This is a genomic window from Corallococcus caeni (assembly GCF_036245865.1).
Taxonomy (GTDB): Bacteria; Myxococcota; Myxococcia; order Myxococcales; family Myxococcaceae; genus Corallococcus; species Corallococcus caeni.
On the sequence record NZ_BTTW01000001.1, the window covers coordinates 1,820,049 to 1,837,656 of the forward strand.

Annotated in this window: 18 protein-coding genes; 3 read left to right on the plus strand and 15 right to left on the minus strand. The window is 70.7% G+C overall.

Annotated elements, in window-relative coordinates; translation table 11 throughout:
• Nucleotides 1-66: 66 nt before the first annotated feature.
• A complete protein-coding gene (locus AABA78_RS07225) occupies nt 67-609 on the plus strand; it encodes a cytochrome c oxidase assembly factor Coa1 family protein (protein WP_338262232.1) in 543 nt (180 codons plus the stop codon).
• A 94-nt stretch (nt 610-703) separates the two neighbouring features.
• On the opposite strand, the gene AABA78_RS07230 is transcribed toward AABA78_RS07225, so the two are convergent.
• From AABA78_RS07230 to fsa, 4 genes are all read right to left on the minus strand, one after another.
• Nucleotides 704-1,669 (minus strand): electron transfer flavoprotein subunit alpha/FixB family protein, encoded by a 966-nt coding sequence (locus AABA78_RS07230; RefSeq protein WP_120530296.1) that lies wholly within the window; start codon nt 1,667-1,669, stop codon nt 704-706.
• Between the two features lie 41 nt (nt 1,670-1,710).
• Nucleotides 1,711-2,508, minus strand: coding sequence for an electron transfer flavoprotein subunit beta/FixA family protein (locus tag AABA78_RS07235; RefSeq protein WP_120530297.1), 798 nt, complete (start codon nt 2,506-2,508; stop codon nt 1,711-1,713).
• Nucleotides 2,509-2,640: 132 nt separating this feature from the next.
• Entirely contained in the window at nt 2,641-3,777 is a 1,137-nt protein-coding gene (locus AABA78_RS07240) for an acyl-CoA dehydrogenase family protein (RefSeq protein ID WP_338262233.1), read from the minus strand.
• 142 nt (nt 3,778-3,919) lie between these two features.
• Nucleotides 3,920-4,585, minus strand: a complete 666-nt coding sequence (gene fsa / locus AABA78_RS07245) for a fructose-6-phosphate aldolase (protein WP_171421807.1) — start codon at nt 4,583-4,585, stop codon at nt 3,920-3,922.
• 386 nt (nt 4,586-4,971) lie between these two features.
• Here fsa and AABA78_RS07250 point away from each other — a divergent pair, with 386 nt between their 5' ends.
• A complete protein-coding gene (locus tag AABA78_RS07250) occupies nt 4,972-5,796 on the plus strand; it encodes a KpsF/GutQ family sugar-phosphate isomerase (protein ID WP_370469446.1) in 825 nt (274 codons plus the stop codon).
• Here the strand turns inward: AABA78_RS07250 and AABA78_RS07255 are convergent, their stop codons facing one another.
• From AABA78_RS07255 to mutM, 9 genes are all read right to left on the minus strand, one after another.
• Nucleotides 5,797-7,173 carry a tetratricopeptide repeat protein gene (locus AABA78_RS07255; RefSeq protein ID WP_338262236.1) on the minus strand — a complete coding sequence of 459 codons (1,377 nt, stop codon included), beginning with the start codon at nt 7,171-7,173 and terminating at the stop codon, nt 5,797-5,799.
• Entirely contained in the window at nt 7,170-7,709 is a 540-nt protein-coding gene (folK, locus tag AABA78_RS07260; RefSeq protein ID WP_338262237.1) for a 2-amino-4-hydroxy-6-hydroxymethyldihydropteridine diphosphokinase, read from the minus strand. The genes AABA78_RS07255 and folK overlap by 4 nt, the downstream gene beginning before the upstream one ends.
• A complete protein-coding gene (locus tag AABA78_RS07265; protein WP_120530005.1) occupies nt 7,706-8,473 on the minus strand; it encodes a fumarylacetoacetate hydrolase family protein in 768 nt (255 codons plus the stop codon). Before AABA78_RS07265 ends, folK begins: the two co-directional genes overlap by 4 nt.
• A complete protein-coding gene (gene dapB / locus AABA78_RS07270; protein WP_338262238.1) occupies nt 8,470-9,288 on the minus strand; it encodes a 4-hydroxy-tetrahydrodipicolinate reductase in 819 nt (272 codons plus the stop codon). The genes AABA78_RS07265 and dapB overlap by 4 nt, the downstream gene beginning before the upstream one ends.
• 15 nt (nt 9,289-9,303) lie before the next feature.
• Nucleotides 9,304-10,191, minus strand: coding sequence for a 4-hydroxy-tetrahydrodipicolinate synthase (gene dapA, locus AABA78_RS07275; RefSeq protein ID WP_338262239.1), 888 nt, complete (start codon nt 10,189-10,191; stop codon nt 9,304-9,306).
• 16 nt (nt 10,192-10,207) lie between these two features.
• A complete protein-coding gene (lysA, locus tag AABA78_RS07280) occupies nt 10,208-11,449 on the minus strand; it encodes a diaminopimelate decarboxylase (RefSeq protein WP_338262240.1) in 1,242 nt (413 codons plus the stop codon).
• Entirely contained in the window at nt 11,446-11,661 is a 216-nt protein-coding gene (locus AABA78_RS07285) for a hypothetical protein (RefSeq protein WP_338262241.1), read from the minus strand. Before AABA78_RS07285 ends, lysA begins: the two co-directional genes overlap by 4 nt.
• Nucleotides 11,662-11,664: 3 nt before the next feature.
• Nucleotides 11,665-13,533 (minus strand): TIGR04551 family protein, encoded by a 1,869-nt coding sequence (locus tag AABA78_RS07290; protein WP_338262242.1) that lies wholly within the window; start codon nt 13,531-13,533, stop codon nt 11,665-11,667.
• Nucleotides 13,534-13,612: 79 nt separating this feature from the next.
• A complete protein-coding gene (gene mutM, locus AABA78_RS07300; RefSeq protein ID WP_353544615.1) occupies nt 13,613-14,515 on the minus strand; it encodes a bifunctional DNA-formamidopyrimidine glycosylase/DNA-(apurinic or apyrimidinic site) lyase in 903 nt (300 codons plus the stop codon).
• Nucleotides 14,516-14,663: 148 nt separating this feature from the next.
• Here mutM and AABA78_RS07305 point away from each other — a divergent pair, with 148 nt between their 5' ends.
• Nucleotides 14,664-15,488 carry a M48 family metallopeptidase gene (locus AABA78_RS07305; protein WP_338262243.1) on the plus strand — a complete coding sequence of 275 codons (825 nt, stop codon included), beginning with the start codon at nt 14,664-14,666 and terminating at the stop codon, nt 15,486-15,488.
• 24 nt (nt 15,489-15,512) lie between these two features.
• On the opposite strand, the gene AABA78_RS07310 is transcribed toward AABA78_RS07305, so the two are convergent.
• Nucleotides 15,513-16,562, minus strand: a complete 1,050-nt coding sequence (locus AABA78_RS07310) for a YihY/virulence factor BrkB family protein (protein ID WP_338262244.1) — start codon at nt 16,560-16,562, stop codon at nt 15,513-15,515.
• 107 nt (nt 16,563-16,669) lie between these two features.
• A complete protein-coding gene (locus AABA78_RS07315) occupies nt 16,670-17,560 on the minus strand; it encodes an MTAP family purine nucleoside phosphorylase (protein WP_338262245.1) in 891 nt (296 codons plus the stop codon).
• Between the last annotated feature and the right edge of the window lie 48 nt (nt 17,561-17,608).

Consider the following 17,608-nt stretch of genomic DNA (forward strand, 5'->3'; position numbering starts at 1 on the left):
AGGGCCCACTTCCGCTTCGTCCGGAACCGGCTATGACACGGCCCCAGGTCCAGGCCAGGAGGGCCCATGCCGCCGACGATGCCCGAGGGTGACTACGCACCCGTGCCCCGCCAGGGGTGGTGGAGCCGCAACTGGAAGTGGGCGGTGCCCTTGGGCTGTCTGGGGATGCTGGGCTCGTGCTTCTGCTTCGCCGCCATCGCCGTGGGCTGGGGCTATTCGTCCTTCAAGGACATGGGCGCGTACACGGACGCCATCGCCGAGGCCCAGGAGGACCCGCACGTGCAGCAGGCCCTGGGCGGCACCTTCAAGGCGGGCTTCCCCAGCAACACCCAGGTGAGCAGCGCCAACGGCCACACCCACGCGGAGTTCGTCGTCCCGCTGGACGGCCCCAAGGCGGACGGCACCCTCCACGCCGTGGCGGACAAGAACGGCGAGGCGTGGACCTTCAGCACCCTCTACGTCCAGGTGCAGGACGGCCAGCGCATCGACCTGCTCGACACGGGCAACGCCCCCTCCGACGAGCAGGAGGTGCCCCACGAGCTGGAGCCGGAAGCGCCCGAGCCGCCGGCCCAGAAGAAGCCCGGCCACGACACCGACATCGAGCTGTAGACCTCCAGACGCGACGAAGGGCGCGCCCCCGGGAAGGTTCCCGGCGACGCGCCCCTTGGGTGTCACGGTCCGCCCAAGAGAAGGCGGGCGCGGACTACTTCAGCTTCTGGATGCCCTCGCGCAGCGCGGGCAGGACCTTGAAGAGGTCGTCCACGAGGCCGTAGTCGGCCACCTGGAAGATGGGCGCCTCCGGGTCCTTGTTGATGGCGACGATGGTCTTCGAGGACTTCATGCCCGCCAGGTGCTGGATGGCGCCGCTGATGCCCGCGGCGATGTACAGCTTGGGCGCGACGACCTTGCCCGTCTGACCGACCTGCAGGTCGTTGGGAACCCAACCCGCGTCGCACACCGCGCGGGACGCGCCCACCGCGGCGCCCAGCAGGTCCGCCAGCGCCTCGACTTCCTTGAAGTCACCCTTGGTGCCGCGGCCACCGGACACCACCACGCTGGCCTCGGTGAGCTCCGGACGGGCGCTCTTCACCTCGTTGAAGCTGACGAACTTCGTCTTGGAGGCCTCCAGCTTGGGCTGGAAGGACTTCACCTCCGCGGACGCGCCCGCGCCAGCGACCGGCGCGAACTCCGTGGCGCGGATGCTGAGGACCTGCACCGGCGTGGTGAGCTTCACCTCGGCGAACACGTTGCCGGCCCACATGGGGCGCGTGAAGGTGATGTCCGCGCCACTGCCGTTGATGGCGGTGATGTCGGTGGCCATGGCGGCCTTCAGCCGGGCGGCGACGCGCGGCAGCAGGTCCTTGCCCTGCGCCGTGGAGGCCGCGCCCACGAAGGTGGCCTTCAGCTCCTGCGCCAGGCCCGCGACAACGGGGGCGTAGGTCTCCGCCAGGTAGTGCTCCAGCTCGGGAGCGGCCGCGGTGTGGATGACCTTGGCGCCGGAGCCCTTGAGCTCCTCCGCCAGCTTGGACGGGTCCTTGGACAACAGGACGAGGTGCAGCTCGCCGCCGGACTTGTCCGCCAGCTGCTTGCCCGCGGCGATGGCGTTGAGGGAGGCCTTGCGCAGGTTCCCGTCCGGCTGCTGCTCGGCGACGATGAGGACGATGGACATGGTGTCTGTCTCCGGAATCGTTGGAAGGGTTGGGAGCGCGGTCAGACGACCTTCGCCTCGTTGTGCAGCTTCTCCACCAGGGTGGCCACGTCCGGCACCTTGATGCCGGCCTTGCGCGCCGGAGGCGACGCCAGCTTGAGCACCTGGATCTTCGGCGCCACGTCCACGCCCAGGCCCGCCGGGGTCAGCTCCTCGATGGGCTTGCTCTTGGCCTTCATGATGCCCGGGAGGCTGGCGTAGCGCGGCTGGTTGAGGCGCAGGTCCGTGGTGACGACCGCGGGCAGCTGGACCTCCAGGGTCGCAAGCCCGTTGTCCACTTCACGCACCACCTGGACGCTCTTCTTGTCCGCGGACAGCACCACCGCGGGGACCTTGTTCTTCTCCTGGTCGCTCTCCAGCGACTCCACCTTGGAGGCGAACGTGGCCTGGCCCCAGCCCAGGAACTCCGCCAGGTACTGGCCCACCTGGTTCTGGTCGTCGTCGATGGACTGCTTGCCCAGCAGGACGATGTCCGGCTTCTCCTTCTCCGCGACCTTCTGGAGCAGGCCGGCGATGCCCAGCTGATCCAGCGGGCCCGTGTGGTTCACCCAGATGGCGCGGTTGGCGCCCATGGCCAGCGCGTGGCGCAGCTGCTCCTGCACCTCCTTGCCGCCGATGGAGACCACCACCACCTCGCCGGTGTGCTTCGCGGCAAGGCGCAGGCCCTCTTCCACGCCGATTTCATCGAAGGGGTTGATCTTGTACTTCAGCCCCTCCTTCACGATGTCGGAGCCGTCCGGCTTCACCTTGATCTTCGACTCGGGATCTTCCACGCGCTTGGCGGTGACGAGAATCTTCACGGCGGGCTCTCCTCAGTGGGGAGTGTTTGGAAAGTAGGGCGGCTTGACGCGCCGCGCATCAGGGCGGGAGTAATAGACATCCGTACACGGCGGCGGCAACGGGAAAGCCCCGCCGGGCACAGTTTTGCTTTTCTACCTGAACAGTTCCTTCGCGATGACCAGGCGCTGCACCTGGCTCGTGCCCTCGTAGACCTGGATGAGCTTGGCGTCGCGCATCAGCTTCTCCACGGGGTATTCCTTCATGTAGCCGTAGCCGCCGAACACCTGCACCGCGTCCGTGGCGACCTTCATGGCCATGTCCGCGGCGAAGCACTTCGCATAGCTGGACTGGAGGGTGTTGCGCTGTCCTTCGTCCAGCACCTGGGCGCTCTCGTAGGTGAGCAGACGCGCGGCGTGGGTGTTCATGGCCATCTCCGCCAGCATGAACTGGACGGCCTGGTGCTCGCGGATGGGCTTGCCCATCGTCTGGCGCTGCGCCGAGTACTCCAGCGAGTGCTCCAGCGCCGCGCGGGCGATGCCGATGGAGATGCTCGCCGTCAGCGGGCGGCTGTTGTCCAGCGTGGCCATGGCGATCTTGAAGCCCTCGCCCTCTTCACCAATGCGGTTCCTCGCCGGGACACGCACCTCGTCGAACGTGACGGTGGTGGTGTTGCTGGCGCGCTGGCCCATCTTGTTCTCGTGCTTGCCGGTGGTCAGCCCCTGGGGACGGCCCTCCACGACGAAGCAGGTGATGCCCTTGTGCTTCTTGCCCTTGTCCAGCGTGGCGAACACGGTGAACTGATCCGCGTAGCCGGCGTTGGTGATGAAGCACTTGCTGCCGTTGAGGACGTACTCGTCGCCCTCGCGGCGCGCGGTGGTGCCCATGGCCGCCACGTCGGAGCCCGCGGCGGGCTCCGTGAGGCAGAAGCAGCTGAGCTTCAGCTTCTCCCCGAAGGGGGCGAGCAGGCGCTTCTTCTGGTCATCCGTGCCGTGCAGGATGATGGGCAGGTTGGCCAGGTCGTTGGCGATGAGGGACGTGGCCACGCCCGCGCAGCCCCACGCCAGCTCCTCGCACACGATGACCTGCTCCAGGTGCGTCAGGCCCACGCCGTTGTACTCCGACGGGATGGCCATGTTCAGCAGGCCCAGCTCGAAGGCCGCGGAGATGAGGTCCTTGGGGAAGTCGGAGGTCTCGTCGTAGTGGGGGGCCTTGGGGCGCACCACGTCACGGGCGTACTTGCGCGCGGCGTCCTGCAAGGCGCGCTGGGACTCGCTGAGCTGGAAATCCATGGGGCGGCTCCGGGAGGGTTGATTCAAATATCAATCCGCTCCCCTGCCATACCGCTCCCGCCGTCCTGGCGCCAGCCCCCGCGAGGGTCCCCCCGTCGTTCCAGGGACACCGGAACGGACAGGGGGGCCTCTGTCCGGGAGGCTACTTCGCGGCGGGCTTCGCCTGCTTGGGGACCTTCTCCCAGTCCGCGAGGAACTTCTGGATGCCCGCGTCGGTGAGGGGGTGGTTCGCCAGCTGGGTGATGACGTTGTAGGGCAGCGTGGCGACGTCCGCGCCCAGGCGCGCGGCCTGGAGGACGTGGACGGGGTTGCGCACGCTGGCCACCAGCACCTGCGTGGTGAAGTCGTAGTTCTGGTAGATCTCCAGGATGTGGGCGATGAGCTCCATGCCGTCCTGGGAGATGTCGTCCAGCCGGCCCACGAAGGGCGACACGTACGTGGCGCCGGCCTTGGCGCACAGCAGGGCCTGGTTGGCGGAGAAGCAGAGGGTGACGTTGGTGCGGATGCCGTCGGCGGTGAGCGCCTTGACGGCCTTCATGCCCTCCACGCCCATGGGAATCTTCACGACGACGTTGTCGTGGATCTTCGCCAGGCCCTGGCCTTCCTTGATGAGCTCCGGGGCCGTCAGCGAGACGCACTCCGCGCTGATGGGACCGTCCACGATGGAGCAGATCTCCCGGATGGTCTCCTCCAGGTTGCGGCCGACCTTGGCCAGCAGTGACGGGTTGGTGGTGACGCCGTCCACGCAGCCCATCTCGTGGGCCTTGCGGATTTCGCCGACGTCCGCGCTGTCGATGAAGAACTTCATGCCGTCCCCTCGGTTTCCGGTGGTGAAGAAGGTTTCCCCGGCCACGGGCGGCCGGGCGGGCAGGCCGTAGCCCAGGCCCCCCCATGCGTCAAGGATGGCCGCCCACGCGGAGGCTGGAGTAGAGGTAGCGCCCATCCATGGCCCGCGCCCCCCGCTCCACCGCCAAGAAGCCCCGCCTGCGCGCCCTCCCCGGCCGCGCGCCCTCCCCTGCCCCCGTGCGGCCTGAGTCCCGGAGCGCCGACGACGAGGCCGCGCTCACCTACGCGCGCGGCGTGCTGGAGGCGGAGGCCCGCGCCATCCTCGGCGTCACGGACCGGCTGGGGGACGCGTTCCTGCGCGCGCTGAGGCTCGTGCGCGAGTGCCCCGGCCAGGTGGTGGTGACGGGCATGGGGAAGGCGGGCCACATCGGCCAGAAGCTGTCCTCCACGCTGGCGTCCACGGGCATCCGCTCCGTGTTCCTCCACCCCGCGGAGGCCGTGCACGGGGACCTGGGCCGCGTGGGCCCGGGCGACGTCATCCTCGCGCTGTCCAACAGCGGCAGCACGGAGGAGCTGTTGCGCCTGCTGCCCCTCTTCAAGCGCATGGGCACGCCGGTGGTGGCGCTCACCGGGGACGCGGACAGCGCGCTCGCGAAGGGCGCGGAGGTGGTGCTGGACATCGGCCGGATTGAAGAGGCCTGCCCCATGGGGCTGGTGCCCACCGCGTCCACCGCCGCGCTGCACGCCGTGGGCGACGCGCTGGCGATGACGCTGCTGCGCTCGCGCCCCTTCGGACGCGACGACTACGCGCTCTTGCACCCGGGCGGGAAGCTGGGGCGCTCCGTGCTGCGCGTCTACGAGCTGATGCGCACGGGCCCCGCGAACCCGCTGGTGCTGGACACCGCGCGGCTGTCCCAGGCGGTGGTGGTGATGACCAACACGCCGGGCCGGCCGGGCGCTGCGTGCGTGGTGGACCGTGACGGGAGGCTGGAGGGCATCTTCACCGACGGAGATTTGCGCCGGCTGGTGGAGCGGGGGCACACGGACTTCGAGGTGCCGGTGCGCCAGGTGATGGGCAAGCGCCCGCGCTGCATCACCCCGGACACGCTGGTGCTCACCGCCGCCGCGCAGATGCGCGAGCTGAAGGTGGACCAGCTGCCCGTGGTGGACGTCGAGGGCCGCGCGGTGGGCCTGCTCGACGTCCAGGATCTGCTGGCCGCGAAGTTCGTCTAGTTACTGCGACAGCTTCGCCTGGAGCGCGGCCTTGTTCGGGTAGTTGGGCACGTCCTGGGCCAGCTTCTCCCAGAGGGCCTTGGCGCCCTTGGCGTCGCCCTTGGCGAGCAGCGTGTCGCCCAGCTTCTCCACCGCGCCCGCGTCCGACTGGAGCGCCACGCTCCACACGCGCGCGCCCATGGGACGGCCCAGGCCGACGAGCGCCCAGGCCATGCCCGCCTTCGCGCGGCCGTTCTCCGGCTGGAAGGGCACCACGCGGGTGTAGTTGGCCAGGGCCTCCTGGTAGCGGCCACGCGCCAGGTGCTCCTCGCCCTCCTCCACCAGCTTGGTGAGGCCCGCCTCCAGCTCCGGCGTGCGCTCCGTGTTCTTCACCGCGTCCACCATCTCCGGCGTCAGCGGGCGCGGCGCGTCCGGCGGCATCGCGGCGGCCTGCGCGGTGGACTGGGACAGGCGCACCTTGCGGTCCGCGGCGCGCGACGCGAGCCACTTCTGCCGCCCGCCCGCCTTCACCGTCTCCTCGATGCGCACGCTCAGCTCGCGGGCCATGGGCGCGCGCTGGGACTGCGGGTACGCCGCCACCAGCGCGTCGAAGCCCTCCCGTGCGGCCTTGAGCGCCTGGAGGTCCTCGCCCTTCGACTCGAAGAGCAGCGACGCGTGCGCGTACAGCGCCTCCTCGTGGCGGGGCTCCACCTCCAGCACGCGCGCGTACGCCTTCAGCGCGTTGGCGCTGTCACCGCCCAGGTACAGCGCGTTGCCACGCACCACGTCCACGTCCAGCGCGGGAGTCAGCGCGGCGCGAGCACAGGCGGCGGCGCCCGCGGTGTCCCCGGACTTCGCGCGGGCCTGCGCCACGGCCTCCTGCGCGTCCAGCGCCTGGCCCGGCGTGAAGCCGCAGTTCGCGGCCTCCGGGGTGGCGATGGGGGCCTTGCCCAGCTTCTTCTTCGACGCGAGGAACAGCGAGCGCAGCCCCTCCGCCTTGGCCTGCGCCTGCCCCAGGTAGGTCAGCGCCTCCGCGTTGCGGCCGTTCGTGTAGTAGAGCTTGCCCAGCGACGAGGCGATCTCGAAGGTCTTCTCCCGCTCGCGCAGCCCTTCGGACGAGTCGAGCTGCTTCATCAGCTCCTCGGCGGAGGGCGGCAGCTTGTTCGCGTCCACCGTGGGGTGGCCCGAAGGCAGCGGCGTGCCCGGCGCCACGGGGGAGCCCGCGGGCATCGTGGGGTGGCCGGGGGGCAGCGCGCCGTTCGCGGCGCCGGAGCCCATGCCCGTCCCCATGGCGGGAGACGCCTGGGTGCCAGGGGGAATCGTGGGGTGGCCGGGAGGCAGGGGGGTGGGCTCGGCCGCGAGCAGCGCGGCCGTGGCCAGGACGAGGGACAGGCTCATAGTTCGTGGACGGGGAAACGGGCGCCCATGTCGGGCCAGTAGAGGGCCTCGCGCTTGCGGACGTCCTGGGGGGCGAGCTTCGCGAGCAGTTCCTGCACCGTCACGCCCAGCACCGGGTGGCGGGCGTCGGGGGCCAGCTCCGCCAGGGGCTCCAGCGCGAAGCGGCGCTTGTGCAGTTCAAGGTGGGGCACCTGGAGGTTCGCGTCCGCGACGACGGAGTGGTCCTCCTCGTCCCACAGGAGGATGTCCAGGTCGATGGTGCGCGGGCCCCAGCGCTGGACGCGGTGGCGGCCCAGGTCCTGTTCAATCCGCTGGAGGATGCACAGCAGGCGCTGCGGCGTCAGGTCGCACTCCAGCGCCACCACGGCGTTCAGGAAGCGCGGCTGCGCGGGGCCCACCGGGGCGGTGTCGTAGAGGGAGGAGCACCCGAGCACCGACACCGCGTCGATGCAGGACATCGCGGAGAGGGCGGCCACGAGGTGGGACTCGCGATCGCCCTCGTTGGAACCCAGTCCTACATAGACGGTAGCGCTCAAGGCTCCATCTCAACCGGGTTCACCAGGGTTCCGATTCCCTCCAGCTCCACCTCCACCGTGTCCCCCGCCTTGAGCGCGCCCACGCCCGAGGGAGTCCCCGTGCTCACCAGGTCGCCGGGCAGCAGCGTCATGACGTGGGAGATGAAGGAGACCAGCCGGGCGGCGCTGAACACCATGTCGGACGTCCGGCCATCCTGACGCACCTGTCCGTTCACCCGGCACACCACCCGCAGGTCCGCGGGGGACAGGCCCGTCACGGCCCAGGGGCCCGCGCAGGCGAAGGTGTCGTAGCCCTTGGCGCGGGTGTGCTGGATCTCCTTGCGCTGGATGTCGCGCGCGGTGACGTCGTTGAAGGCGGTGAGCCCCCAGATGGCGCGCGCGGCGGTGGCCTCGTCGGCGTTCTTCAGGCGCTCGCCAATCACGAGCGCCAGCTCCGCCTCGTAGTGCACCTCCTGGCTGGCCTTGGGGATGCGGATGGGCGAGCCCGGGCCGTTGAGCGCGGTGGAGGGCTTGGTGAAGATGAGCGGCTCCGTGGGGATGGGCTTGCCCATCTCCTCCGCGTGCTTGCGGTAGTTCTGGCCGATGCAGACGACCTTCGACGCGTCCGACGGCGTGAGCAGCGTGAGCCCCTGGAGCGAGCGGCGCAGGCCGGTCTCCTTGCCGCCGGCCCACGGCGCGGCGGTGAGCACCACCACCTCGTTGCCGTCAACGCGGCCGTAGCTGGCGCGGCCCTCGACCTGGAAGCGGCAGTAACGGGCGGTCATGTCTTCCCCTGGAGGCCGAGCACGTCGGCCATGTCATAGAGTCCCGGCGCGCGGCCCGCCACCCAGCGCGCGGCCCGGAGCGCCCCTTGCGCGAACTGATCACGGTTCGTCGCGCGGTGGGTGAGCTCAATGCGCTCGCCCTCCCCGAAGAAGTAAACCGTGTGCTCGCCCACCACGTCCCCGCCGCGCAGCGCCTGCACGCCGATCTCACCCGGCGGCCGGGCGCCCGTCTGCCCCTCGCGAGCGAACGTGAGGTCGTCCTTCGTGCGGCCCAGCGCCTCCATCAGCACCTCCGCCAGCTTGAGCGCGGTGCCGCTGGGTGCGTCCTTCTTCATGCGGTGGTGCGCTTCCAGCACCTCCACGTCGAACGAAGGCCCCAGCACCCGCGCCAGCTCCGCCGCCATGCGGATGACCAGGTTCACGCCCACGGACATGTTGGGCGCCGCGACGATGGGCACCCGCTTCGCGTGCGCCTCCAGCTGCGCGCGGCCTTCGGGAGAGAAGCCCGTGGTGCCCACCACCAGCGCCACGCCGCGCTCGGCGCAGATGCGCGCGTGCAGCAGCGTGGCCTCCGGGCCGGTGAAGTCCACGACGACGTCCGCCTTCGCGCCGTCCAGCGCGCGGCCCAGGTCGTCCTGCGCGAGCACGTCCAGCGGCGTGCCCAGCCGCGCCACGAGCCCCGCGTCCTGTCCGGAAAGAGGGCTGCCCGGGCGCACCGTGGCGCCCACCACCGCAAGGTCGCTGGCGGCCTTCGCCAGGCGCACCAGCGTGCTGCCCATGCGGCCGGAGATGCCGGTGATGACGGTGCGGGTCATGGCGCGTGTTCCTCTTCAGCCCTTCAGCAGGCCCAGCCCGGTCAGCTCTTCCTTGAGCTTCGCGGCGTTCGCCTCGCCCATCTGGACGAGCGGCAGGCGCACCTCCGGGCCGAACATCCCCATCAGGTGCAGCGCCCACTTCACCGGGATGGGGTTGGACTCCACGAAGAGCAGCCGGTGCAGCGCGTTCATCCGCACCTGGAGGCCGCGCGCCTTCGCGATGTCGTTGCCGCGCGCCGCCGCCACCAGGTCCGCCATCATGCGGGGCGCGACGTTGGAGGACACGGAGATGACGCCCTTGCCGCCGCACGCGATGAAGGGCAGCACCGTGAAGTCGTCACCGGACAGCAGCGTCAGCCGGTCGCCGCACTTCTCCACCAGGTCCACCGCGCGGATGAGGCTGGCCGTGGCCTCCTTCAGCGCCACGACCTCCGGGATGTCACACAGGCGGAGCGCCGTCTCCGGCAGCAGGTCCACGCCCGTGCGGCCCGGCACGTTGTAGGCGACCAGCGGGAAGCCCGGGTGCGCCTTCGCGATGGCGCGGTAGTGCTCCACCAGGCCCGCCTGCGTGGGCTTGTTGTAGTAGGGCGTGACGATGAGCGCGCCGTCGGCGCCCACCTCGCGCGCGCGGCGCACGGACTCAATCGTCTCACGCGTGCTGTTGCTGCCCGCGCCCGCCACCACCGGCACCCGGCCCTTCACCTCGTCCACGACGACGGCGATGGCGCGCGCGCGCTCGTCCGCGTCCATGGTGACCGCTTCGCCCGTGGTGCCCATGGGCAGGAGCACGTTCGTGCCGCCCTCGAGCTGATAGCGGACCAGGGCCCGGAAGGCCCCCTCGTCCAGCGCTCCGTTGAGGAACGGAGTGGCCAGCGCCGTCATGGAGCCTTCGAAGGTCTTCATGCCGGCGCTTATACGTTCAGGCCCGCTCGCCGCGCCAGAGGTCCTCGACGCGCTCGCGCTCCCGCACGACACGCCAGGCCGCCCCGTCCACCAGCACCTCCGCCGGCCGGGGCCGCGAGTTGTAGGTGGAAGCCATGCTCATCCCGTAAGCCCCGGCGCTCATGAAGGCATACAGGTCGTCCTGGCGGGGCAGCACCAGGGGGCGCGCCCGCGCGAGCACGTCGGTGGATTCACACACCGGCCCCACGACGTCCACCTCCACGTCCCGGCCGCGGCGCTTCACCACCGGCTGGAGTTCGTGGTGCGCTTCGTAGAGGGCCGGGCGCAGCAGGTCGTTCATGCCCGCGTCCACCACCACGAAGGTGCGCGCCTCGGTGGGCTTCCGGTACAGCACGCGCGTGAGCAGCACGCCCGCGTTGCCCACGAGCGAACGCCCCGGCTCCAGGAGCAGCGTGGCGCCGGTGCCCTCCGTCGCGTCCAGCACCGTGCGCGCGTACTGCTGGGGGCTGGGCGGCGTCTCGTCCGAATAGGTGATGCCCAGGCCGCCGCCCACGTCCAGGTACTCCAGCGCGTGGCCCTGCGTCTTGAGCGTGCCGTAGAGGTCCGCCACCTTGCTGATGGCGGCCTTCATGGGGGCGGTGCGCGTGAGCTGCGAGCCGATGTGGCAGTCCAGCCCCAGCGCCTTGAGCCCCTTGAGCTTCTTCGCCTTCGCGTAGAGGGCGACCGCCTCCTCGAAAGGCACGCCGAACTTGGACGTCTTCAGGCCGGTGGAGATGTAGCGGTGCGTGCGCGCGTCCACGTCCGGGTTCACGCGCAGGGCGAACGGCGCGCGCTTGCCCAGCCGGCGGCCCACGGCGTCCAGCGCGTCCAGCTCCTCCGCGCTCTCCACGTTGAAGAGCAGCAGGCCCTGGGCCAGCGCCTGGGCCATCTCGTCCGGCGTCTTGCCCACGCCCGCGAACACCGTCTTGCCCGGTTCGCCGCCGGCCTGCTTCACGCGCGCCAGCTCGCCGCCGGACACGATGTCGAAGCCGCTGCCCAGCCCCGCGAAGAGGCGCAGGATGGCCAGGTTGGAGTTGGCCTTCACCGAGTAGCAGATGAGGTGCTTGTGCCCCTGGAACGCGTCCGTCACCTCGCGGAAGCGCTCCGCGAGGGCGGCGGTGGCGTAGACGTAGGTGGGCGTGCCCACCGCGTCCGCGATGGCGGACAGGGGCACCCCTTCCGCGTGCAGCACGCCCTTCTTGTAGTTGAAGGCGTTCACTCGGCCAGCCCGGCGTCCACGGAGGACGGCGGCACCGTGGGGCCGGAGGGCTCCACGGGTCCGTGCGGCGGCTCCTGCGGGGGGACCGTCTCCGGCGTGGGCGCGGGTGGCGGCGCCGGACGGGGCGCGTGGGGGCTGCCCTTGATGCCGCACGCCACCAGCGCGAGCGTCAGGCTGGTGGCGGCGCACAGCCGCAGGAGCGAGGAGCGCATGGGCTAGAACCGGATGGCCAGCATGCCGCGGATGGCGTGCGCGGTGCTCAGCTCCTGGCCCGGCAGGCCCAGGTCCTTCAGGCCGTCCAGGGGGAAGAGGATGCCGTAGTCGATGCCCGCCACGAAGCCGTCCTCCGTGACGTAGCGCGCGCCGATGTCCGCCTCCAGGCCCAGCGCCTTGCTGGTGTAGGACGGCGTGGACTCCTCGTAGAACGCCTGCGAGTAGATGACGCTGCCGAAGACGTCGAAGCCCTCCGCGATGGAGTACTTGAGGCCCGGCCTCACGTAGAACGCGTCCGTGACGCCATTGAGGATGGACCGCCACAGGATGAGGTCCACGCGGTAGTCGCGGTTGAAGCGGAAGTTGCGGATGGCGTTGTCGCTGCAGCCGCCGGTGTCGCAGCTGTACTGACGGCCCTCCACGTCGCCCGGCGCGGTGTTGCCGTCGGAGCCCGTGCCCTGGCGGCCCGGGTAGTTGCCGAAGCCCGGCGCCCTGTCACCGGAGGCGAAGCCCAGCTCGATGCCCAGGTGCAGCTTCTCCGGGATGACGTGGAACTCCGTCTGGAGCACGCCGCCGAACTGCGCGACGCGCAGCGACTGGGTGGTGGGTTCGGTGGCCGTGAGCGCGCGCCCGTCGATGTTGCCCAGCTGCGCGGCGAACTCCGCCTCGATGCGGAAGCGCTTCTCCTCGTACTTGAACCACAGGTCCGGGATGTAGAGCGTGCCGCCGCGCGGGACGAACGCCGGCGCGGTGGTGGTGACGGGGATGGAGGGGTTGGCGTCGTCGAACGGGACGCCCGTCTCCGTCGTGGTCGCGTAGCGCTGCGTGCGGTACGTGAAGTACAGGCCGTAGTTGAGGACGCCCTGGTTGTTGTCCAGCTTGGCCTTCTGCTGCTGGTCCGTGTCCCGCCGCGCGATGGCCAGCACCAGGCTGTGCGCGTCGTCGGACTGGGTGAGGTCCACCGGCTCGCCCAGGGCGTTGGCCTTCTCCGTGGACAGCCCCTCGCTGTTGAAGTCCAGCATGGGCGTCACGTACCAGCCGGCGAACGGCTCGGTGACGAACTGGATGCGGTCCACCGTGTCGCCGTAGTCGCAGTCCAGGCAGTTGCCGTCGTTGCGCAGCATGCCCACGCCCCAGTGGCTGCCCATGCGGCCGAAGCGCAGGATGCCCACCGGCGTCGTCACCTCGCCGTACGCGCGGCGGACATGGACGGAGTCCTTGAACGCGTTGATGGCGGAGTTGGCCGGGGACTGGTTCTCAGAGAAGAGCGTGAAGTTGTTGCGCCCATCCCCGCTGTAGGCGCTGTCCGGGTTGGAGCCCAGCAGGATGTTGTCCAGCGCGTCCACCTGCGCCTTGATGCGCACGTCCTCGGAGACGTTGAAGGACGGGTCCAGGCGGAAGCGCATGTTGGCGCCGGCCTGGGTCTGCTCCGCGGCGGAGCGCGGCGAGCGCGTCCACAGCTGGCGGCCCAGGGGCGTGCCGGAGGGCAGCGCGGGCTTGCCCAGGTCGAACTTGTAGAAGAGCGTGGGGCGCACGCGCAGGTAGCCGTCCAGCGTGAACAGCTCCAGCTTGCGCTTCTCCTCCGTCCACTCCTCCTGCCAGTCGTTGTTGGCCACGGCCTGGGTGGCCGTCTGGGCGCGGATGTCCTCGCGCAGCTCCTGACGCGTGGCCTCCAGGCGCTGCTCCAGCTCCTCGCGGCTGACGGAACCTTCGCTGGGGGTGGGGGCGGCGGTGGCCGGTGCGGCGGGCGCGGGAGACTCGGCGGGCGCCGACTCCTGGGGTGCCGAGGGCGCGCCACCATCGGGCACCGGCGTCTGCGCGGTGGCCGTGGACGAGGCGACGAGCAGCGCCGCCAGCAGGACGTGAGGCATGGTCAACGGTCTCCGGGGCCGCGACATGACGCGGCCGGGTGTAAAGGGCGGGCGATTCAAGCCATGCACCCCTGGGGTGTCAACGTCTACGGGAGCGGGGCTTCGTACTTGCAACGGCGGGGGCCGTCCCCTTCCCCGCCGCCGGCCCCTTCCGGGGCGCGCGGGAGGCAACGCTGGAGAGCGGCTGACATTTCGGACAGAAATGCGTGGTGCGTCCACCCTGGGTGAAGGACTCCACGGGGGTTCCGCACTTCGAGCACGGCCCCTGCGCCCGCCCGTAGACGCGGAAGCGGTTCACGGAGCCAGCCTCCTCCAGGTAGGTGATGTCCTCGCCCTCCTGCTCCTTGAAGGCGAAGTCGAACGCGGCGTGGATGGCGCGGGCCAGGTGCTTCCAGTCGTCGGGGGTGAGGGTGCCGGGCTTGCGCGCCGGGTGCAGGCCCGCCCGGAAGAGGGCCTCCGCGGCGTGGATGTTGCCCAGGCCCGCGACGCGGCCCTGGTCCATCAGCGCCACCTTCAGGTCCTGCTTCGAGTCCCCCACCGCCTCCTGGAGCTGGGGCCCGGTGAGCCCTTCGGTCAGCGGATCCCGCCCCAGGGCCTTCACCGAGGGCAGCTCCCACAGGTCCTTCGCGGGCACGGGCTCCATCCGGCCGAAGAGGCGTGGATCAGCGAAGTGGACCACGTGGCCGTCGTCCAGGTGGAAGCGGGCGCGGCTGTGGGGGACGGCCTCCCCCTCCTTCCGGCGCACGAACTTGCCCGTCATCCCCAGGTGGGCCATCAGGCCGTGGCCACCCTCCAGGGTGAGGAGCAGGTACTTTCCCTTGCGCTCCAGGGCCTTCACCTGTCCGGTGAGCCGGGTGAAGCGCGCCAGCTCCGCGCCCCGGAAGACGCGGGTGGCGTCCGCTTCCGCGCGCACGATGCGGTGGCCCTTGAACCAGCGCTCCAGGTTGCGCCGGGCGATCTCCACTTCCGGTAGCTCAGGCATCCGGGCGGGGGCATACCACCGGACTGTTTCCGGCGCATGTCCCCCGGTGGATGCCACGCGGGGAAGCCGCTTGCCCGGGGCGTGGGGGCGCGGCTACGACGGGCCGCGAAAGCTTCCAACCGCCACAGCACAAAAGGACGACTCGCCCATGCAACGGATGGTCACCGCACTCCTGACCCTGACCCTGGCCTCGGGCCTCTCCACGGGCTGCACCAAGCAGCGCGTGGGCGCGGAGAAGGCGCTCGCCAAGGTGCTCATCTCCGACGAGCAGGAGAACCAGCTCGGCCTCCAGGTGAAGCAGGAGCTGGAGACGAAGGAGCACATCAAGTACGTGCAGGACCCGGCGGTGGTGGACTACGTCCGGAGCATCTCCGCGCCCATCCTGTCGCAGGCCAACAAGGACCGCTCCGGGGTGAAGTGGAAGGTCAACGTCATTGACGACCCGAAGACGGTCAACGCCTTCGCCACGCCGGGCGGCTTCCTCTACGTGTACACGGGCCTGCTGCTCGCGGCGGACACGGAGGCGGAGCTGGCGGGCGTGATGGCGCACGAGGCGGGCCACGTGGTGGGCCGGCACTCCGCGCGCGCCATGGTGAACGCCTACGGCCTGCAGGCCATCACCCAGGTGGCGCTGGGCCAGAACCCGGGCACCGCGGCGCAGATCGCCGCGCAGCTGGCGGGCGGCGGGCTGCAGCTGGCGCACGGCCGCAGCGAGGAGACGGAGGCCGACGAGTACGGCGCGAAGTACGCCTCCGCGGCGGGCTTCGACCCCAACGGCCTCATCACCTTCTTCCAGAAGCTCCAGAAGGAGCAGGGCTCCACGCCGGGCGTCCTCAAGTGGCTGTCCACGCACCCCACCAACGAGGACCGCATCGCCCACCTGCGGAAGGTCATCGCGCAGAACGGGTACAAGGGCGACCGCGACACCGCGGGCGGGCTGACGGCCATCCAGGCCAAGCTGCCCAAGCAGTAGGCCGTGCCTCACCGGCCCTGGGGCTCAGTGCATGGACGGGGTGTCCTTCCCGTCCGGCACCAGGCCCGGGGGCTCCGGGTCTTTTCCTTCCGCCACGCGGCGCCTGCGCTTGAACAGCGCGAGCCGCGTCTTCCGGGCGCTGGCGGCGCTCTTGGCCGCGCCGGGCGTCTTGAGGGGCGGCTCCAGGGGCGCGGGCTGACCGAAGTCGCGCGCGCCCTTGGCCTTCCCCTGCGCGGACGCGTGCTCGAGGATGGCGTTGAGCTCCCCGCCGAGGATGAAGATGAGCCCGGAGAGGTAGAGCCACAGCATCAGCACCACCACGCCACCGATGGAGCCGTAGGTGACGTCGTACTTGCCGAAGTGCTCCACGTACTGGGTGAAGCCCCAGGTGCTGCCCAGCCACGCGAGCGTGCCGAGCACGGAGCCCGGGGTGATGTACTTGAAGCGCTGCTTCACGTCCGGCAGCAGGTAGTAGCAGAGCGACAGCATCAGCATCACCAGCGCCGCGGTGAAGGGCCAGCGCAGCCAGGACCAGACGACGTGGAACTCGTCGATGAGCGCCAGCTTGTCCGCCACCCACGCCCCCACGCGTCCGCCCAAGAGCAGGATGGCGAAGGACAGGGGGATGAGCAGGCCGCCCATCAGCGTCACGGCCAGCGCCAGGCCCTGCGTCTTCCAGTAGGGCCGGGACTCCGACACGTCGTAGGCCAGGTTGAGGGCCTTGCGCAGGGCGTCCACGCCGCGCGACGCGGACCACAGCGCCACGAGCAGACCCACGGTGAGCAGCTTGGGGCGCGTCTCCCCGACGACGGACGTCAGGTGCTGGCTGAGCACGCCCATGGCGTCGCCGGGCACCAGCGGGCGGATGCGGTCCATCATCGCGTCCACGGCGCCGGGCGCGAACGGCAGGTACGCCACCAGCGTCACGAGGAAGAACAGGAACGGGAACAGCGAGAAGATGAAGTAGTAGGACAGCTGCGCCGCCACGTCGGTGACGGTGTCCTCTTCAATCTCCTTCCAGAAGCGCCGCGCGAACTCCCTCCACGTCAGGTACTTGAGCCGTGGCAGCCCCATGTGGTTCCCCCTCCGGGTCTGTGGGGAGCCAATGTGTGAACGCTTCGCGCATTCGGCAGCAGGCGGCCGGGCGGGCGCTCGCGGCCAGAAGCGCCGGGTGTTGAACGCTAGACGAGTCCGGAGGGCAGGTAGCGGCCCAGCAGCGGACGCAGGCGGCTCTTCACCTCCGCGGGGATGCGCGTGCGGTCCGTGAAGATGGCCAGCGCGAGCGCGCTGGCGCAGCGGCAGGAGGCGGGCGCGCTGGCGATGCGGGGCAGCGCGCGGCGCAGGAGCGCGGCGCCGTGGGCGGTGACGGCGTCCAGCCGCTGGGCGAACTGCGGCAGGAGCGCTTCGGGCTCCTGGCCCACGGGCTGCGGGCGCCAGGAGTCATGGTCGGTGGGCAGCGCGATGAGGGCGTAGTGCAGCTCCGCCTCGCGCGCGAGCCGCGCCTCCGGCATGGCGGTGAGCCCCACGAGGTCCGCGCCCCACGCGCGGTACAGCTGGCTCTCCGCCTGGGTGCTGAGGGAGGGGCCCTCGATGCAGACGTAGGTGGCGGAGGGGTGCACCACGGTGTCGCTCTTCTGGCCCGCGTCGATGAGCGTCTGGCGCAGGGTGGCGCAGAAGGGCTGGGCCAGCTCCACGTGCACGGCGACGTCGTCGTAGAACGTGCAGGGGCGGCGGTAGGTGCGGTCGATGACCTGATCCGGCAGGGCCAGGTGGAGCGGCTGGATGGCTTCGCGCAGGCTGCCCACGGTGCCGGTGGCGAGGACGTGGGTGACGCCGAGCGTCTTCAGGGCGAAGAGGTTGGCGCGGTAGGGGGCGCGGGTGGCGTTGTGGACGTGGCCCTGGCCGTGGCGGAAGACGAAGACGGTGGGGACGCCGTCCAGCTCCGTGGAGATGAGCGGGGTGCTGTGGGGCCCGAAGGGCGTCTCCACGGAGAGGTGTTCGCCGCGCCCCTGGAGCCCCAGGGCCTGGTAGAGGGCGTGGCCCCCGATGATGCCCACCTTGACCGCCGGCATGCGTCTCCTCTCGCCCGGTCGTCGGGCGTGGGCCTGACGATATCGCGG